Annotated in this window: 20 protein-coding genes; all 20 read right to left on the reverse strand. The window is 43.7% G+C overall.

What is annotated here, in order from left to right:
• Positions 1 to 4 precede the first annotated feature (4 nt).
• Complete coding sequence (locus tag AC2EXB_RS11475; protein WP_483601516.1) at positions 5 to 781, reverse strand: heptaprenyl diphosphate synthase component 1; 777 nt, start codon at positions 779 to 781, stop codon at positions 5 to 7.
• A 77-nt stretch (positions 782 to 858) separates the two neighbouring features.
• Positions 859 to 1,080, reverse strand: a complete 222-nt coding sequence (gene mtrB, locus AC2EXB_RS11480; protein WP_052654470.1) for a trp RNA-binding attenuation protein MtrB — start codon at positions 1,078 to 1,080, stop codon at positions 859 to 861.
• A 26-nt stretch (positions 1,081 to 1,106) separates the two neighbouring features.
• The gene (gene folE / locus AC2EXB_RS11485; RefSeq protein ID WP_483601517.1) at positions 1,107 to 1,691 is read right to left on the reverse strand and encodes a GTP cyclohydrolase I FolE; all 585 of its coding nucleotides are present in this window, start codon (positions 1,689 to 1,691) and stop codon (positions 1,107 to 1,109) included.
• A 255-nt stretch (positions 1,692 to 1,946) separates the two neighbouring features.
• On the reverse strand, positions 1,947 to 2,219 hold the full coding sequence (locus tag AC2EXB_RS11490; protein WP_052651392.1) for an HU family DNA-binding protein: 273 nt from the start codon (positions 2,217 to 2,219) through the stop codon (positions 1,947 to 1,949).
• A gap of 173 nt (positions 2,220 to 2,392) precedes the next feature.
• The gene (locus AC2EXB_RS11495; protein ID WP_235196459.1) at positions 2,393 to 3,103 is read right to left on the reverse strand and encodes a hypothetical protein; all 711 of its coding nucleotides are present in this window, start codon (positions 3,101 to 3,103) and stop codon (positions 2,393 to 2,395) included.
• A 10-nt stretch (positions 3,104 to 3,113) separates the two neighbouring features.
• Entirely contained in the window at positions 3,114 to 3,317 is a 204-nt protein-coding gene (locus AC2EXB_RS11500) for a DUF2768 domain-containing protein (RefSeq protein WP_235196461.1), read from the reverse strand.
• Between the two features lie 195 nt (positions 3,318 to 3,512).
• On the reverse strand, positions 3,513 to 4,532 hold the full coding sequence (locus AC2EXB_RS11505; protein WP_483601519.1) for an NAD(P)H-dependent glycerol-3-phosphate dehydrogenase: 1,020 nt from the start codon (positions 4,530 to 4,532) through the stop codon (positions 3,513 to 3,515).
• 23 nt (positions 4,533 to 4,555) lie between these two features.
• On the reverse strand, positions 4,556 to 5,866 hold the full coding sequence (gene der, locus AC2EXB_RS11510) for a ribosome biogenesis GTPase Der (RefSeq protein ID WP_483601520.1): 1,311 nt from the start codon (positions 5,864 to 5,866) through the stop codon (positions 4,556 to 4,558).
• 93 nt (positions 5,867 to 5,959) lie between these two features.
• Complete coding sequence (gene fni, locus AC2EXB_RS11515; protein ID WP_483601522.1) at positions 5,960 to 6,994, reverse strand: type 2 isopentenyl-diphosphate Delta-isomerase; 1,035 nt, start codon at positions 6,992 to 6,994, stop codon at positions 5,960 to 5,962.
• A 22-nt stretch (positions 6,995 to 7,016) separates the two neighbouring features.
• On the reverse strand, positions 7,017 to 8,162 hold the full coding sequence (rpsA, locus tag AC2EXB_RS11520) for a 30S ribosomal protein S1 (RefSeq protein WP_483601523.1): 1,146 nt from the start codon (positions 8,160 to 8,162) through the stop codon (positions 7,017 to 7,019).
• A gap of 68 nt (positions 8,163 to 8,230) precedes the next feature.
• Entirely contained in the window at positions 8,231 to 8,821 is a 591-nt protein-coding gene (locus AC2EXB_RS11525) for a lysophospholipid acyltransferase family protein (RefSeq protein WP_483601525.1), read from the reverse strand.
• Position 8,822: 1 nt separating this feature from the next.
• On the reverse strand, positions 8,823 to 9,497 hold the full coding sequence (gene cmk / locus AC2EXB_RS11530; RefSeq protein ID WP_235196468.1) for a (d)CMP kinase: 675 nt from the start codon (positions 9,495 to 9,497) through the stop codon (positions 8,823 to 8,825).
• 357 nt (positions 9,498 to 9,854) lie between these two features.
• Positions 9,855 to 10,535 carry a glutamic-type intramembrane protease PrsW gene (gene prsW / locus AC2EXB_RS11535; RefSeq protein ID WP_235196470.1) on the reverse strand — a complete coding sequence of 227 codons (681 nt, stop codon included), beginning with the start codon at positions 10,533 to 10,535 and terminating at the stop codon, positions 9,855 to 9,857.
• A gap of 81 nt (positions 10,536 to 10,616) precedes the next feature.
• On the reverse strand, positions 10,617 to 11,585 hold the full coding sequence (locus tag AC2EXB_RS11540) for an asparaginase (protein ID WP_483601526.1): 969 nt from the start codon (positions 11,583 to 11,585) through the stop codon (positions 10,617 to 10,619).
• A 140-nt stretch (positions 11,586 to 11,725) separates the two neighbouring features.
• Positions 11,726 to 12,694 (reverse strand): YpdA family putative bacillithiol disulfide reductase, encoded by a 969-nt coding sequence (locus tag AC2EXB_RS11545; protein ID WP_483601528.1) that lies wholly within the window; start codon positions 12,692 to 12,694, stop codon positions 11,726 to 11,728.
• 18 nt (positions 12,695 to 12,712) lie between these two features.
• A complete protein-coding gene (locus AC2EXB_RS11550; protein ID WP_483601529.1) occupies positions 12,713 to 13,477 on the reverse strand; it encodes a metallophosphoesterase in 765 nt (254 codons plus the stop codon).
• Positions 13,478 to 13,554: 77 nt separating this feature from the next.
• On the reverse strand, positions 13,555 to 14,184 hold the full coding sequence (locus AC2EXB_RS11555) for a CBS domain-containing protein (protein WP_483601530.1): 630 nt from the start codon (positions 14,182 to 14,184) through the stop codon (positions 13,555 to 13,557).
• Positions 14,185 to 14,257: 73 nt separating this feature from the next.
• The gene (locus AC2EXB_RS11560) at positions 14,258 to 15,031 is read right to left on the reverse strand and encodes a LysM peptidoglycan-binding domain-containing protein (protein WP_483601532.1); all 774 of its coding nucleotides are present in this window, start codon (positions 15,029 to 15,031) and stop codon (positions 14,258 to 14,260) included.
• A gap of 79 nt (positions 15,032 to 15,110) precedes the next feature.
• On the reverse strand, positions 15,111 to 16,535 hold the full coding sequence (locus AC2EXB_RS11565; RefSeq protein ID WP_483601533.1) for a RecQ family ATP-dependent DNA helicase: 1,425 nt from the start codon (positions 16,533 to 16,535) through the stop codon (positions 15,111 to 15,113).
• The gene (locus tag AC2EXB_RS11570; protein WP_483601534.1) at positions 16,532 to 17,557 is read right to left on the reverse strand and encodes a YpbB family protein; all 1,026 of its coding nucleotides are present in this window, start codon (positions 17,555 to 17,557) and stop codon (positions 16,532 to 16,534) included. Before AC2EXB_RS11570 ends, AC2EXB_RS11565 begins: the two co-directional genes overlap by 4 nt.
• Positions 17,558 to 17,619 lie beyond the last annotated feature (62 nt).

The following is a 17,619-nucleotide window of genomic DNA, read 5'->3' on the forward strand; positions in this document are numbered from 1 at the left end:
TCAGTCATCCTTCTCGGGTTAGCTGCTCAGCTCTATGCTGGTGCGGGGTTATTTTATGGAGCATGAAATTCTTCAATTCATAATCAAATTTAGCGTCTCGCATAGTTTCAATCACTTGATCATGCAGAACGTCCAATTTCTCCAAAAGCCATGTCTCTGTGTCCACAGAATACTGGAGAGATTTGTTTAACACTTGAAGAATGCGGCTTTGCCCGCCTTCTTTCAAACATTTTAATTCCTCTTCATATCTGACGTAACTAAGCATTGCTTTTGCCAACTTCGTATATTCTTGATAGCCATAAAATTTGTAGAACGTTTCAATCAGTTCAATTTCATTTTTTTGGATTTGCTCATCGACCAGTTTAATCGGGCGCACCACTTCGTCGTAAAAAGAAGCCTTTCTTTCGCTCACACTAATGATTGCTGAAGCCAAGTGCTTAATCATTGTCAAGTTTTCCATATTGGAAAGCATCTGATAATAAATTCCGCTATAGAAATCACCAGCCAAAACCGTCAGCTGCTGTTTTTTCGAAGCCAGAATATCTTCTTTCACTTGGTCATGGGCATGCAACGCCGCGTAGACGATAGATACGGTTTTAGCCGTCTGTTCTATGTCTGCAGACCATTGCTTTCCGTCTAAAGATGGCAGCAGCAAGAAAAACAAACGCTCCCGCTCGACGGATGGACCTTCCGTGTACTTTTCGAGCGTCCGCTGTTTTACAGCTTTAAGGACTTCGATTTCCAGGGAAGTAATTTTCGAATGTATTTGTTGTTCATTCATACTGCTTGCTCCATTCATGATTTAGCCATACTAGACTATTATATCACAGGCAAAGCCTTGCCTTCACCCAAATGACCCTATTTTTTCGTTTCGCTTTCGATAACGCCATGAGCAGTTTGAATCTCCGCTTTTCCGCGAATTTTCATCGCTGACGTGTGTTCTGTGAATTGGGCGATCATCACTTCGCCTTTATCCAGTTTTTCTGTATGATGGAATTTTGTATCGTTTCCCCGCGTCAATCCAATTACGTTTACGCCGTCTTCCTGCGCACGGATCACAATGTATTCTGGTTGAGCCATTTCCGCACCTGCTTTTCCTGTAATTTTTAAGTCATATTAATATAAGTCATAACTTCAGCACGTTTAACATCATCCGTTTCGAAGATGCCTCTTGAAACAGCCGTTACGGTCTTCGCTCCAGGTTTTTTAATGCCTCTCATCGTCATGCACATATGTTCTGCTTCAATCATTACATAGACGCCATGTGGATTCAACGTCTCCATTAAAGAATCTGCAATGGTTGAAGTAATGCGTTCTTGCAGCTGGGGGCGTTTCGCTACAGTTTCCACAGCCCTCGCTAATTTGCTTAGACCCGTCACTACTCCGTCCCGAGGAATATAAGCGATATGCGCTTTACCGAAGAAGGGAACTAAATGATGCTCACAAGTCGAGTAAAATGGAATGTCTTTCACTAATACAAGCTCTTCATGCCCTTCATGGAAAACCGTCTTAAAATATTCCTTCGGGTCTTCCTTCAAGCCTGAGAAGATTTCCGCATACATTTTAGCAACCCGTTTCGGGGTATCAAGCAAACCTTCACGGCTCGGGTCTTCACCCACAGCCTCCAATATCATTGTTACCGCTTTTTCAATTTTATCTAAGTCCACTTTTTGCGTATCTAAATCAATCACTCTGTTTCCTCCTGTATAAACGGATTCGGTTTACCCGTTAGCAGCTTCGTTGTTTTTAATTCTGTTATTAGGGCTCATATGTTCATGATTTTAATCCAGTTCTATTCTAAATGGCTGAACTTGAGCGGCTCTCTCCGCTTTTCTCACATGAATCGTAGCATATACGTTCGGGATTCGCAAAAATGTATGCTTAAAAAAAGAATGGCTTTTGCGTGACAAATCACACAAAAGCCATTCTATGTACTGCACTGTAGATTATTTCACTGCGTCTTTAAGCGCTTTACCTGGTTTAAATGCAGGTACTTTGCTAGCTGCGATTTCGATCTCAGCACCAGTTTGCGGGTTGCGTCCTTTGCGGGCTGCGCGTTCGCGTACTTCAAAGTTACCGAATCCAATCAATTGGACTTTGTCACCTTTAGTTAGAGCGTCTTGAATCGCTTCAAATGCAGCGTCAACTGCTTTCGCAGCATCTTTACGAGAAAGCTCAGCTGCTTCAGCAACAGAGTTCACTAATTCTGTTTTGTTCATGCCATTCACCTCCTCTCAAAGGGGATGCAAACCATCAATCCTGTAAAAAGAGTATCATATCGAAAATCGCATAGCAACAACTAATAGAGCGCTTTAGCAATAAAACAGTAAAATACTGACAAAATATTCTAAATGCAGCTCTTTTTTAGCAGAAATCTTGTTAAATCAATAATTTACTCGTTATTAAAGATCGGTTCCATTTCTTCGTTGACAGTGTACGGAAGTGAATAAGCGGGGACAATCGGGCTGTCATCATATAACAAAAACCGGATGTCCTGCCCCTCTTCAATCGTTCCTTCGTATTCCTGCAGTTCTGTATACAAATCCATGGAGTAATCAACGTAAACATCGCCTCTGCCCGTAATCACCAGCGGCAGATTACGGCCGCTATAAGGGCTTATTGCCACTTGCTCTTCCCTGAATCCCATTGCCGTATAGTTTAACCGGTAAACATTGTCTGCGATGATTTCAGCGATTGGAGCTTGGCCGCCGTTAGCGCTTTTTCGGACATTGATGGAGCGAATGGTTTCAGCCACTTGAAGGTCGACCAATTTTACCGTCGGATTTTCTTCGACGTCCATCAACACATACTGAAAGATTCCGCCAGTCTCAAAAGCATTGGAAGGAATTTCAGCTAAATATTTCGGAACAATCTTTGAAAAATCAATCGGATATTTGATGTATTGGTCCACATCCATATCTCTTGTCTTAATCGGCAATAATCCGCCGCTTTCCTCTTGATACTGCTTGACTGCATTTTGTACGGAATTAACTTGTTCCTCGTATGGGATCTGATTTTCAGCCCGTTCGCTTTCAGGAAACATGCAGCCACTCAAAAGCAGTGCAATAACCGTAAACATGATAAGCATTGAAACTTTTTTCATTTTTATCACCTCAAGCGCCGCCTGTCGGCCCGCTGAATATAATAAATACCATAATAAAGAATCCTAAGATCAGCAAAATATATGCGACCAACGCGAAAATAAATTTTAAGAAGCCGTTATTCAGCTTGTATCTGCTCAAGTAAATCATTCCCATGGAAATCATTAAAAAAGCAATTCCTGCAAAAGAGACCCACATCTTGTCTAAAGAACTCATAATTGCCCGCCTTTCGTTCAGTTTCAGTCCATAGTATAGCATAAGAAATGCACAGGTGCCTGTGCAGATTTGACGGGCCTGGGACAATTTCACGTCCGGAAAAACCTTCCTGTTCCCGCATGCCCAAGCTCCCTTAAATTTCCCCGCAACAAAAAAGAAGAGTCCGCAATATTGCAGCTCTTCTCTTTTTTACGGTTAAAGCAGGTTGATTAAATCTTCCATTTCATTCTTCTTCATTCTGCCCATTAGCTTTTCGGCAGCTTCATTGGTTGATACTTCTTCAAACAGGACGGCATAAAGAGCCGCAGTGATCGGCATCGGAACATCATAGGCTTTCGCTAGCTGAAATGCCGCTTTCGTCGTCCGAATGCCTTCTACTACCATTCCCATTTCTTCCAGAACCTCTTCGATCGTTTTGCCTTTGCCGAGCATATTGCCCGCCCGCCAGTTCCGGGAATGCGGACTGGTGCACGTAACGATCAGGTCGCCGACACCGGATAGTCCGGAGAAAGTGAGTGGCGTAGCCCCCATCTTCACTCCTAGACGGGCAATTTCCGCAAGGCCACGGGTCATTAAAGCCGCTTTGGCATTATCGCCGTACCCTAAGCCATCTGTAATCCCGACAGCCAAGGCGATGATATTCTTCAAAGCACCGCCAATTTCAACACCGATGACATCCGTATTCGTATAAACGCGGAAGTAATGGTTCATGAAGAGATCTTGCACAAATTCAGCTGAAGCCGTATTCTCACAAGCGGCAGTTACAGTCGTCGGATGTTCAAGCACCACTTCTTCTGCATGGCTTGGCCCTGAAAGAACGACTACGTCTTCAACCCATTGTGCCGGAATTTCTTCACGAATCATTTCACTGATGCGTTTTAACGAATCCGGTTCAATACCTTTAGAGACATGGACAAATAAAACTTTTTCGGTCAAGTTTTCTTTTATCTTTACGCAAACTTCTCTGATTGCTTTCGTAGGAACTGCTAAGACCAAAACTTTCGAATGATGGACGGTTTCTGCCAAGTCACTTGTCGCCTTTAGACTGTCAGGCAATTTGATCCCTTTCAGATACTTCTCATTCGAATGCCTATTAATTTCATCAGCCTGCTCGGCACGGTGGGTCCAAAGCAGAACATCGTGGCCATTTTGAGCAAGGACAAAACTTAATGCAGTTCCCCAGCTTCCTGCGCCATATACAGATACTTTTTCCATCTTATCGCACCACCTTTAAACAATTATGTCCGAGCACGCGTAATCAGCCGGAGCGGTGTTCCTTCGAAATCAAAACTTTCACGGATTCGGTTTTGCAGGAAACGTTCATAACTGAAGTGCATCAATTCGGGTTCGTTGACAAACACGACAAATGTCGGCGGCTGGATAGCCACTTGCGTCGCGTAATAAAGGCGCAGACGACGGCCTTTATCAGATGGTGCCGGGTTCATTGCCACTGCATCTTCGATAACTTCATTCAATATGCTGGACTGGATGCGGCGTGAATGGTTGTCATTGACTTTATTGACAACTTCCAAAATATTATGGACGCGTTTTCCGCTAATTGCGGAAACAAACATAATCGGAGCATAATCCAAGAATAAGAAATGTTCACGGATTTTACGCGTCATGACATTCATCGTTTTCTCGTCTTTTTCAATCGCATCCCATTTATTGACAATAATGACAATTGCTTTCCCTGCTTCATGGGCATATCCGGCAATTTTCTTGTCTTGCTCCTGGATGCCTTCTTCGGCGTTTAAAACGACCAAAACTACATCAGAGCGTTCGATTGCGCGAAGTGCACGAAGCACGCTGTACTTCTCTGTCGTTTCGTAGACTTTCCCTTTTTTGCGCATGCCCGCTGTATCAATGATGACATACGGCTGATCTTCATACGTATACTGGGTATCAATAGCATCACGTGTAGTCCCTGCCACTTCGCTGACAATTACTCTTTCTTCTCCTAAAAACGAGTTGACAAGTGAAGATTTCCCGACATTTGGACGTCCGATTAAAGAGAATTTAATCACATTATCCGGATATTCCTCTTCATCTTCTTTCGGGAAGTTTTTAGCCACTTCATCCAATAAATCTCCAAGCCCTAGTCCATGTGAACCGGAAATCGGGAATGGTTCGCCTGCCCCTAACGTATAGAAGTCATAAATCATGTGGCGCATGTCCGGATTGTCAATTTTATTGACAGCCAAAATAACCGGCTTTTTAGTGCGGTATAAAATTTTCGCTACTTGCTCGTCTTGAGCCGTGACGCCATCGCGTCCGTTTACAAGGAAGATGATAACATCTGCCTCATCCATTGCGATTTCCGCTTGCTGGCGGATCTGTTCTAAGAACGGTTCGTCCCGCAGGTCGATTCCGCCTGTATCGATGATATTGAATTCATGTGTCAGCCAATCTGCCGAACTATAGATGCGGTCACGTGTTACTCCTGGAATATCTTCCACTATAGAAACGCGTTCTCCAACAATCCGATTAAAGATTGTCGATTTCCCGACGTTCGGCCGGCCAACGATTGCTACTACCGGTTTTGACATAATTAGTTCATCCTTCCACTTCTGATATGCCTATTATACACGAAAAAGGTGATGGCATCTTGTAAATGTCCATCACCTTAAAAGGTGTAATATTCAGTTTTTCTTGCGCCATGCAAAAGATTTAGGATCCAATCCTCGAATCTCAAGGTAATGATAAAGTTCTCCCGAAATAATTAATGGACATTTTTCAAGATCACTCATTTTTTCTGCACCCAAAGCAGTCATCATCATTTTAAGATCTTCCAGCAGTAATTGAATTTCTTCTATTAAACTTGCTTCCCCTTTAAAGAAGGCTGTCTTTAAAAAAGATCCCGCAAGGCCGGCTGCTGAAGCGCCTAGGGCAAAAGACTTGATCATCTCTTGCGCATTCCGGATGCCGCCGGAAGCTAGCACCGTTTTCCCGAAGACTGATTTCGTTTCTACAATCGCCGCTGCGGTCGGAACGCCCCAATCTTGAAAATACGATAGTTTCCGCTGCCTGCGCTCGTTTTCAATCGAAGCGAAATTCGTCCCGCCGTAACCGCTGACATCAATAGCAGCAATTTGTGTGGCCGCCAATAATTCGGCTGTTTCTTTAGAAATGCCAAATCCGGTTTCTTTGACGATGATCGGCACTTCCACGGATTCAGCGATTAGGCCGATACGTTCCAATGCACCTTTAAAATCCCGATCACCTTCTGGCATGGTCAATTCCTGAATTACATTTAAATGGATTTGAAGTGCATTTGCCTCGAGCATTTCAATCGCTTCCTGCGCCTGTTGAATGCTCGCTTCACTTCCCAAATTGCCCATAATAAAACCAGACGGGTTTTCCTTACGGACGATTTCGTAGCTTGCTCTTTCGCTGGAATCTTTCAAGGCGGCCATTTGAGAGCCTACCGCCATGGCGAGGCCTGTTTCTTTTGCAGCTCTTGCAAGCATGCCGTTTAATTTTGCCGTTTCACTGCCGCCTCCGCCCGTCATGGCATTAATAAAAACAGGTGATTCGAATTCCAAATCACCTGTTTCCATATGAATGCTGACATCCGAAAGGCCAATTCCAGGCAATGCAGAATGGACGAAGCGAATATCTTCGAACATTGTCTCATCGCTTTGGCCAGTGGACAGCGCAAATTGAATATGATCCATCTTTCTTTCTGCTCTCGACATATTATTCAGATTTAAATCCTTTTAATTTATCGCCGATGACATCGCTAATGGAAAATCCGCTTGACTCTTCAGGCATTTCATAATTAGTAAAATCCTGTTCCCGCTCTTTTTCCTGGAGTTCCTTGATGCTAAGGGATAGGCGTTTATCCTCTTTGTTGACATCAAGGACTTTCACTTGGACTTCCTGGCCTTCAGACAGCACTTCATGCGGCGTTCCGATGTGCTTATGGGCAATTTGAGAAATATGGACAAGGCCTTCTACCCCTGGCAATACTTCTACGAATGCTCCATAACTCACCAGACGCTTCACTTTGCCGTCATGGACAGAACCTTTCGGAGCTTTGTCTTCAATCGAATCCCACGGTCCAGGAAGCGTGTCTTTAATTGATAATGAAATCCGTTCTGAGTCACGGTCAACAGAAAGCACTTTTACTTGCACTTCTTGGCCTTCTGTTACAACATCAGAAACTTTTTCGACATGCTCGTGCGACAATTGAGAGATATGGACAAGGCCATCTACTCCTCCGATGTCCACAAAAGCGCCGAATGAAGCGATGCGCTGGACTTTGCCAGTCAGTACATCCCCAGCATGGATGGTTTCCATCACTTCAACTTTTTGGGATTCCTTTTCAGACTCTACTACCGCGCGGTGGGAAAGGATCAAACGGTTATTTTCTTTCTCCATTTCAACAATTTTAAAAGTCATGACTTTTCCTTTATAGTCCTCGAAGGACTCAACGAAATAATCTTCAACCAGTGAAGCTGGCACAAATCCGCGGACGCCAAGATCCACGACCAATCCGCCTTTTACGACATCCTTCACTTCCGATTCGATGATTTCGCCGGATTCGAACTTTTTCTCCAAGTCGTCCCACGCCTGTTCGGCATCGACTTTGCGCTTGGACAATACGAAGTTCTCATCTTCGACTTTTGTGATGACCAATTCCAGTTCATCACCTACTTGTACTGAATCTGATGCTTTTTCAATGTGGAGGCTCGACAATTCGCTAATCGGTATAACCCCATCAAAAGGTGCTCCTTCGATTGTCACGGTTACTGCTTTTTCTTCGATTTTAGCAACTATACCTTTTACATGACTTCCGACTTGGAAATCACTGTTTTCCATCATATTCATTTCCTCAGACATAAGTAGCCCTCCTTCACAAACTATCCACTTCCTATTTTATTCGAATTCTCTAATAAAAACAAAAATAATCACTTATTTTTACTGTATTCATTCAGAATATCTTGGATGCTTGCCATAATCACTTCGGTCACTTCATCAGCAGAAGCTTTTCTCTCCCGAAATGGAGCCATTTGAATCGGATCACCGTAGACCACTTTCACTTTTCTAAACGTTTTATAGGGGCCGATAATCGCACACGGCATCACGTCCGCCTCGCCTCTCAAGGCAAAGAAACCCGCCCCGCTCAAGCCTTTTTTCAAAACTCCGTCAGTTGACCGGGTGCCTTCCGGAAAAAGGCCGACCACTTCTCCGCTTTTCAGCACTTTTAATGCTGTCCGCATCGCTTCCCGGTCGCTCATTCCGCGCTTCACAGGAAAAGCATTTACTTTCGGCAAAATGCCGCCGAGCACCGGCAGCTTAAATAATTCTTCCTTAGCCATGAAATGGACAGTTCGTGGAGCTGTCATACCAACGACCGGTGGATCCAGTGCATGAATATGATTCGAGCAAAGCAGGATTCCACCTTCTTTAGGGAATTTTTCAGCACCGATCACTTCAAATCGGTACAGAGGAGTTAATGCTGTTTTAACCAATGCTTTACCAAATGCATATAAGTTCACTTTAACTCAACCTTTCTTCTGCCAGTTTCAATATTTCTGAAGCCGCTTCTTGTATCGTTAATGTGGTAGTATCCAAGAAAATAGCATCTTCCGCTTTTTTCAAAGGCGCCACTTCACGTTCGCTGTCCATTTTATCGCGTTTGGCAATTTCAGCCTGAAGCTCATGAAGCGGCGTTTCGATTCCGCGCGTTTTGTTTTCCTTGAATCTTCTCGCTGCACGTTCTTCTACACTTGCTGACATGAAGATTTTCAGCGGAGCATTTGGCAGCACGTGTGTGCCGATATCACGGCCGTCCATTACGACACCGCGCCCTTCAGCCAATTGCTGCTGCAACTCAACCATGCGCTCACGTACAAGCCCGTGTGCAGACATCTGCGATACGGCTTGTGTCACAACTTGTGTCCGGATTTCTTCCGTCACATTTTTTCGATCTAAAAATACTAGCTGTCCGTTCGTTGAAGGCTGAAGATCAATTGCCGTTTCTAAAAGCAAAGCCCCCGCCTCTTCATTGCTCGAAAGATCAATCCCTTGATTGATCGCTTTCAGCGTAATCGCACGGTACATCGCTCCTGTATCAATATATATATACCCTAATTTCTCTGCCACAATTTTAGCAATCGTACTTTTTCCTGCCGCTGCAGGTCCGTCGATCGCAATTTGTATCGGTTTAGCCAAAACAGTCACCTCATCATATGTATTCGATTTATTTTAACATAGAAAAGCAAAGGCGCCTATCCAGCACCGACAAGCGCTGGAGGACTTTCAGGAAATGGCGCTTTTTGCCATTAACTGAAAGTCCGAAGCGTCTCGAGGGGCTAGGCCGCCTGAGTCTAGACAGATGAAAAGCGCAAGTGCCCGTGTAGATTCGACGAGCATAAGACAATCGCTCGAAGCGGCGTCTCTTCAGCCGCACAGAGGGATTGGCTTATGACCTAGAGAATCTGGGCGCTGGAGCTAGACAAGAAAAGCGCTAGCGTTTATCTCAGCCAGATAACCTTCCAAAGAAAATAAAAAAAATCGCCGCATCCGAATTTAAGGATGCAGCGAAGTATGGTCGTGATAATGCGTTAAAGACAGTTGATGCGCTTGCTTGACTTTCCGAAGGCCGAACCACCAAAGGAACAGCATGAACGGAATGACTCCATACGACCAACTTGTATTCGAATACAAGATCGAATTATAAAGAATGTGGAGCACCAATGAAGCCAATAAACTCCAGAAAAGCCATTTGCGGCCATCATTAGAATTTGTAAATTTTGCTCTTCCTAAATAATAACCCATTACTACTCCAAATAGCGCATGGCTTGAAACCGGAAGGAAAGCCCGGATAAAAGCTGTCTGTAGTCCGAATTCCAATAGGTAGAGCACATTTTCAACCGTCGCGAACCCAAGAGACACACTTGCCCCGTAAAGAATTCCGTCATATGGGTCTTCAAAATCAATATGCCGATAAACTGCGATAATCAATACCAGCCATTTAAAAAACTCTTCTACAGTACTTGCAAAAAGAACATTTTGAGCAAACAAATGGTTAAAAACGCCTTCAGTCTGGAAAACGTATTGGATAAACATGATTGGAAAAGTTAAGACCGCCCCGTAAATAAAGCAATTCAGCAAGAGCCTTGAAGGCTCACTCGAAAATTGATCGCGAAGGTAAAAATAACTAAACAAAGCTAAACTGGGAGCAATTGCAACTGTCAGTAAAATAATCATACGCCTGCTCCTTTGCTTAGAGTCTCTTTAGTATAACACGATTCACTGGAAAATTTTAGCCGAATCTGCCCTAATTGAAATTCAATAAGTAAAGCTATTCATATCTATTTCTTTCTTCTCAGACAGCATTACCGCTAATTTAATTCTTGCTTTTTTACTGTCGTAATCACTTGCCAAAAGAACGCCTTTCAGCAGCAAGTCATGTGCACTGCCCGGATAGCCATAACTCGGATAAGCATTTCCTTCTTCGGCACTTGTAGTTAACACTACTGTTACGCCTTTTTTCACAGCACGTTCTATCGCATCAACCATATGCGGCGATACTTGGCCTCTGCCTGCCGCTTCAAGAATAATCCCCTCAGAACCGCTTTCTACCAATAAATCAACCAGACGGCCGTCTTGTCCGGAATAGCATTTTACAATATCCACCTTCGGAAGAACTCCGTTTAAGGAATGGACTTCGCGTGAAATCGGCTTTTGATAAACACTCACAACATCATTGTCAATTATCCCTAAATAGCCGTGTCCGAAAGAGTCGAATCCTTGAAGGTTGCTCGAATGGACTTTTTTAACATATTTTGCTGAATAGATCCGTTCATTAAAGACGACCACTGTTCCGACGCCGTGCAAAGTTTCATCCACTGAAACATAGATGGAATTCCGCAGATTCGAATAGACATCTGTTCCGACGTCATCCGGTGAACGCTGCGAACCCGTTACAACGACCGAACGTTCATCGTCCACTGTCAAATCCAAGAAGTAAGAGGTCTCTTCTAATGTATCTGTACCGTGCGTGACAACTACCCCATCCACATTTTCATCTTGCAGTTCTTTATCGATCGCTTGTTTAATTATTTCCATTTCCTCAAAGCCGATATGCATGCTCGGCAATTGAAAAATATCGATTACATTCACTTCAATTTCTTCCGGCAACTGGCATAATGCCGCTAGTTCTCTACCGGATATTGCGCCGGACTTCAACAAGCCTTTCGAAATTTCCTTACTTGCGATTGTTCCCCCTGTAGTGATCAAAGAAACTTTTTTATTCATCGTATATACACCCTTTCCCCCCTATATTTTACACTATTCCAGATGCCAAAAAAGGCTTTCTTCATGAAATAAATAGAAAAAGGTTCTGGAAAATTCCAGAACCTTAAAGCTCATCCCAAATTTAAGTAGCAAAGAAAGTTTTAAAAGAGGTTTTCTTTTCTCGCAATGGACTCGGCAATCTGATCGCCGTGGAATCGCCCGTTTTCAATAAAGATTTCATTGGCATTATTGCCAGCTGCAATGACACCCGCAATATAGAGATCTGCCACGCCGGTTTCAAATGTTTCTTCGTTGATTTCCGGGCGGCCCGTTGCCCCGTCAATTGTAATGCCGAGTTTCGTCAAAAATTCATGATCCGGATGATAGCCGATCATCGCAAAAACGAAGTCGTTTGGAATCACTTCTTTTTGGTCGTTTACTGTAAGCTCGACTTCGGTTTGTGAGATTCGGTCCACAATCGAATCAAATAGCATCGTAATTTCGCCTTTGCGTACTAAACTATCGAATTCAGGCAAGATCCAAGGCTTGATGCTTTTCGAGTAACTGGTCCCGTGATAAGACACCGTAACGTGGCTGCCCGCTTTGTGCAGTTCAAGCGCCGCGTCAACGGCAGAGTTTTTGCCCCCGATCACCAGCACGTTTTGGTCAAAATACGGATGGCCTTCTTTGAAATAATGCATGACTTTCGCCAACGCTGCCCCTTCTACGTCCAGTTGGTTCGGCTGGTCATAATAGCCTGTAGCAGCAATGACATATTTTGCTTCGTAAACACCTTTCGTCGTTTCCACTTTAAAGAGCCCATCTTTAGTAACGCCCAACACTTTCTCAAAGGGCCGGACATCAATACCACTTCGTTTTACAACTTCCCGGTAATAGACCAGTGCCTGGTTGCGCTTCGCTTTTCGGTCCTCCGTGATAAACGGAATATCGCCGATTGAAAGTTTTTCGCTGGAACTAAAAAAAGTCTGATGGGTCGGATAATGATAAATGGCATTGACAATATTGCCCTTTTCAATGACCACCGGCTGCAATCCGATTTTTTGTATCGCAATAGCTGCAGCTAGCCCGCAAGGACCTCCACCAATAATTACAACATCTTTCGTTTCCACATCTAACATCTCCCGAATTTAAATCAATTTGGTGCTTTCTTTTGGTTTAATGGTCAATAAATGATATTCAGCTTCCGCCCCTAAACGCAGCGGCAGATGGGTCGTACCATAGCCATTGCTGACAAGCCGGTAAACCCCGTCTTCTTCTGTAAGGCTGCCTTTTTTATAGAGTCCCCACTTTCCGAGCCGGATTTGACCGCCATGTGTATGGCCGGCTAGCATGAAGTCTACTGGATAATCCGCCTTCACCCGCGGAAAAATGAAAGGCGTGTGCGAAACAAAAATGACCGTGTCATCAGGATCCACATTCTCAAAGCTTGAATCCAATGGGTTTTCCCTGAAAGCGAAATAGTCCAAGCCCACTAATTTAAGTCGGCTATTTCCAAAAAGCGGGACCGCTTCATTTTCCAGCAACCTCACATGATAACGCTCGAATAAGCTTCTCAACTCTGTTTCATCGACTTCCCGGTCATTATTGCCCCATATGAAATATACCGGTGCAAGAGAGCTCAAAACCTTTAGATTATGTTCCACTTTTTTTAAAGGTACTCCTTTTTCAGCGATATCGCCACCGATGACAATAAGATCGACAGGAAAATCAATCATCTTTTCAGAAAGGACCCGATGATGAATATCTGAAATAAAAACCATTTCAAACGGTTTGAACGGCTGTTTTGCTTTCAGGTGAAGAGTTTGTCGCTTTAAGGTATGGACATGGGCGTTCCTGAACATAAAAAGAAGCAGCCCCATAGCCGCCAACCCGAATTTCAAAATCAGTTTCACTTAAAGAATCCTTTCTAATCAATAAAGAGGCACAAGCAAAGCTCTGCTTCCGCCTCTTTAACTATTATTTTATAAGATCAATCTTCTGAAACATCGAGTACCCGGAATCCGGATTTCTCCAACTCTTTTTTAAATTTATCGACATTGTCTTTTTTGCGTACTTTTAAAACGATCCGGCGGACCAATTTGTCCGTTTCATCAAATGTCACTAATGAAATAACCGACTCTTTGTGTTTTTCAATGATTTCGCCGAGACGGCCAATTCGGCCTTCTGACTCAACAGACGTGAAAGTGATGCGGACGCCTTCTTTGTTCATGCCGAATGCACTTTGCAATTGGTTCATAATATCAAAACGTGTAACGATTCCTAGAAATTCTGATTTTTCGACTACCGCAATAATCGGAAAATCATTCAATTCAAGGATCGCTTTTTCGTAGACATCATCTATTCCTAAATACACGTCCTGATTAACGACAACGTCGCTGACTTTAGCCGTTTTAATAAATTCTTCCTTCGTCTTCCCTGAGTGGAAAAATGCACGGTAAGCATGGTACCACGTAAAGATTCCCTTATATTCTACTCCATCTATGACCGGAAGTGCATCTATTGTATGCTTTTCGAGCAAATCTATTCCTTTTTCAATGGAATCATCCATTGTCACTGTAATACATTTCTCTCTTTTGACCATTACGCTTTTCACAAACATGCAGTTCACCTCTACTTTAGATTCTTTTCTCTCTTTGACTGTATTTCGACGTGTACCGCTAGAATTCCTTTTTTTATGGCAAGACTAAAGTCTGGCCAACACTGATCTCGTTCGAAGGCAATCCATTTGCCTGCTTAATTTTCTCTACTCCCGCGCTGGCTCCGGCTGCTCCGTAAGTATTTACAGCTATGCGGTATAAAGTTTCGCCTGCTTGAACGGTATGGGATTTAGAAGATGCTGGCGGCGTTGGCTTTTGAGCTGCTTCTTTTTCTGCCTGGGCTTTTGCCGCTGCTTCAGCTTGCGCTCTTGCTGCAGCCTCTTTTTCAGCCTGCGCTCTTGCTGCCGCTTCTTTTTCTGCTTGCGCTTTCGCCGCTGCCTCTTTTTCCGCTTGCGCTTTCGCCGCCGCTTCTTTTTCAGCCTGCGCTTTCGCCGCTGCTTCTTTCTCCGCTTGCGCTTTCGCTGCCGCTTCTTTTTCAGCCTTTGCTTTCGCCGCTGCTTCTTTTTCAGCCTGCTCGTCAGCAGCCGAAGTTTCATCCTGTTCTTCATCTTCACCAGGAATCGCAGCAGTATCCGGCGAAGCCGATCCTGATTCAACACTTACTTCGTTCGCAGTTTCATCCGTCGGCAATGTATCATCGGGTTCAAATAAGAAGGCCACATAAAACAGGATGGTAACAGGGATTAAAATGAAGATGAAAAATAAAGCCGGCAATAACATATTCTTGGTTTTCTTCGGTTTTTCTTTGACTGCATTCCGCTGCGCTCTTCTTGAAGGAGCGGAGCCTCGTTCTACGGCAATTTCCTGTCGGTCTTTTTCAACTGATTCACGATAATTCTGTTTTCCCATAGTAGACTACCCCTATCTTAACTAATATCTTTATTATGCCGAAAAATATCCAGTTTGTAAATGAGGCTTCCATAGTTTGTCATAAAGGCAATAGTGCATTTAGCCGATTTTGCCAACTTAACGGATCCCTCTTTTTAACCGTTTCATTGCGCAGCTCAAAAGCTTCATAATCGATGCGGTCATTCACGCAGCAGCTTTCCGGTTTTTGAGTCATTTCCTGATCAAAGCTCTCTATTAGATATTGACGAATACAGGATGTAATGGTTACGAGCTTTTTTATTTTTCCGGCTTGTTTCACTTTTTCTTGTTGAAGCATTTCTATTCGCTTGTATGTCTCTTCGACCGACAATTGCTTTAACCAGTAGTCAATGACCCGGTAAGCCGTTTCACGTACAATCCCATCGCTTACTAACCGTTTTGGATCGTTCGATTGATGGACCTCATATATTTCGTTTCTGGTCGGAAGATCTTCTAGCACGATGCTTTCCATAAGCCCTTCGTCGCCAGGCGCAAGCAATAAAGTCGCAAGCGCTTGTTTGCCGTCGCGTCCTGCCCTTCCGACTTCCTGGACATAGCCTTCGATCGAAGTCGGCAACTGAAAATGGATTACGTGTCGAATATCCGGAATGTGGACTCCCATTCCAAATGCATTTGTCGAACAAACCCACTCCAATTCTTTGTTTTGGAATTGCTGCTGGACGAATATCCGGTCCTGGTGCTCCATGCCTCCATGATAGTAGGCTGCTGAAATTCCGGATCCATTTAAGAGGGCTGCGAGTTCCTGCGATTTTTTGCGTGTTCCTGCATAAATGATTCCGGGCCCTTCAAATTTCTGCACAAAATCCTGAAGCCATTGAAGCTTTTCTCCCGTATTTTCAAAACGCTTGATGTCATACGCGATATTTTTCCGATCCATCGGGTGGGTATAGACAAACGGTTCGTCAATTTTTAAATAGGTTTTTATTTCATGAGTGACCTTGGCAGTAGCTGTGGCGGTTAATGCTAGCACCTGCGGATTGCCCAGCACAGGCAAAATTTCAGAAATTCGCAGATAATCGGGGCGGAAATCAAAGCCCCATTGAGAGATGCAATGCGCCTCATCTGCCACTAGCAAGGAAATGTTAAGCTGCTCCAATTGTCTTTTGACGAAAGGCTGAACAAGCATCTCAGGCGAAATAAAAATAAAGCGGTATTGGTTCAGCGATTGCCAAATTTTTTCTTTGTCTTCCCGCTTTAAAAATGAATTGAGGGCGACCACTGATTTTTCACCCATTTTTTTCAATTGGGCGACTTGGTCTTGCATTAGCGACAAGAGCGGCGACACAATCAGAACACTTCCAGGCAGCAGATAAGCCGGCAATTGGTAGCACATTGATTTGCCCATTCCAGTAGGCAGTAAAGCGATCACATCATTCCCCGCCACCACTTGTTCGATGATTTCTTTTTGGCCAGGCCGAAAAGATGTGTAACCGTATGTTTGATAGAGCAATTCTTCCAGTTTCATTTCACTTCCTCCTTTATAGCTAAAGCTAGGCGAATTTGAAAATAACTGGCAGCTGGGATTTTGTCTTTTATATTCCGTAATCTTTTTGTCTGTTCAGCTTTGCTGATATCCGTAATTTCCCTATACAATTCCGGGCTTAAAAACGCCGAGTAATCAAATAGCGGATCGTTCATGGCAAGTTCAACAAAATGATCTTCAATGGTACTGGTTTTCAATTGCCGGATTGAAGAGATTTCATTCAGTGAGTATCCTTCTTTGAATAGCTTTTCCGTTCTTCTCGTGGATTCTGTCAAAGAGGATAATTCGACAATATTTTCTTTCATTCCATTTAATAAGGGATGCCGCTTTTCTTCTATCGTTTCCAGCCAAGCATGCAAGCTTTCAATCACGGCTAATCGGGCATCTAAGACATATATCCCTTGGATATCTGCGATTTGCTCCCAAGTAAGCCCGCCCCATCCGAAACCGCTTAAACGCTGCATCAGCGCGTTTTTATGGCCATCGCTTACTTCAAGGGCTTGAAGGCTATCGAGAATTTCCGCCTTTAACTTAGTGACGGATTCCAAGTCACGGAAATGGATGGCCTTTAAATACCTTTTCACCCATCCTTGGATGTCCTCAGAATTGTCGATTGGATCGAATTTATTGATCGATTGGCTCGTATGGGAAAGAGTCTGGATCACCAAAGACAGGCGATTGAAGAAAATCATCTCATTCCCTCTGTACTTCCAGCCGTTTAAGCTGGTAGTGGGCAGCGGAAGGGTCAATGCTTGCTCAGTCAAATCAATGACGTCTTCATTGAAGCGTATGTATTTTTTGTTGATCAAACCTTTTACTGCTTGATCATAGACCTTTTTCTCCAACTTTGGCATCAAGCCAAAATAAGGATGCAATTTATAATAACCGACATCTTGAATTGTTTGGCCTGACTTTTTCCCTTTAATGATGTGATAAGGAGCTGATAATGTCCGCTCCAGATTTATGGTTTTCATGATGGCAATTACGAGTTCATCAAATAACAAGAGCGGTCCCCCTAGCGTTTTTGGTTGAAAATCTTCACAAACACCTTTAGAATGAATACGAT

The sequence above is a fragment of the Planococcus alkaliphilus genome (assembly GCF_057031095.1).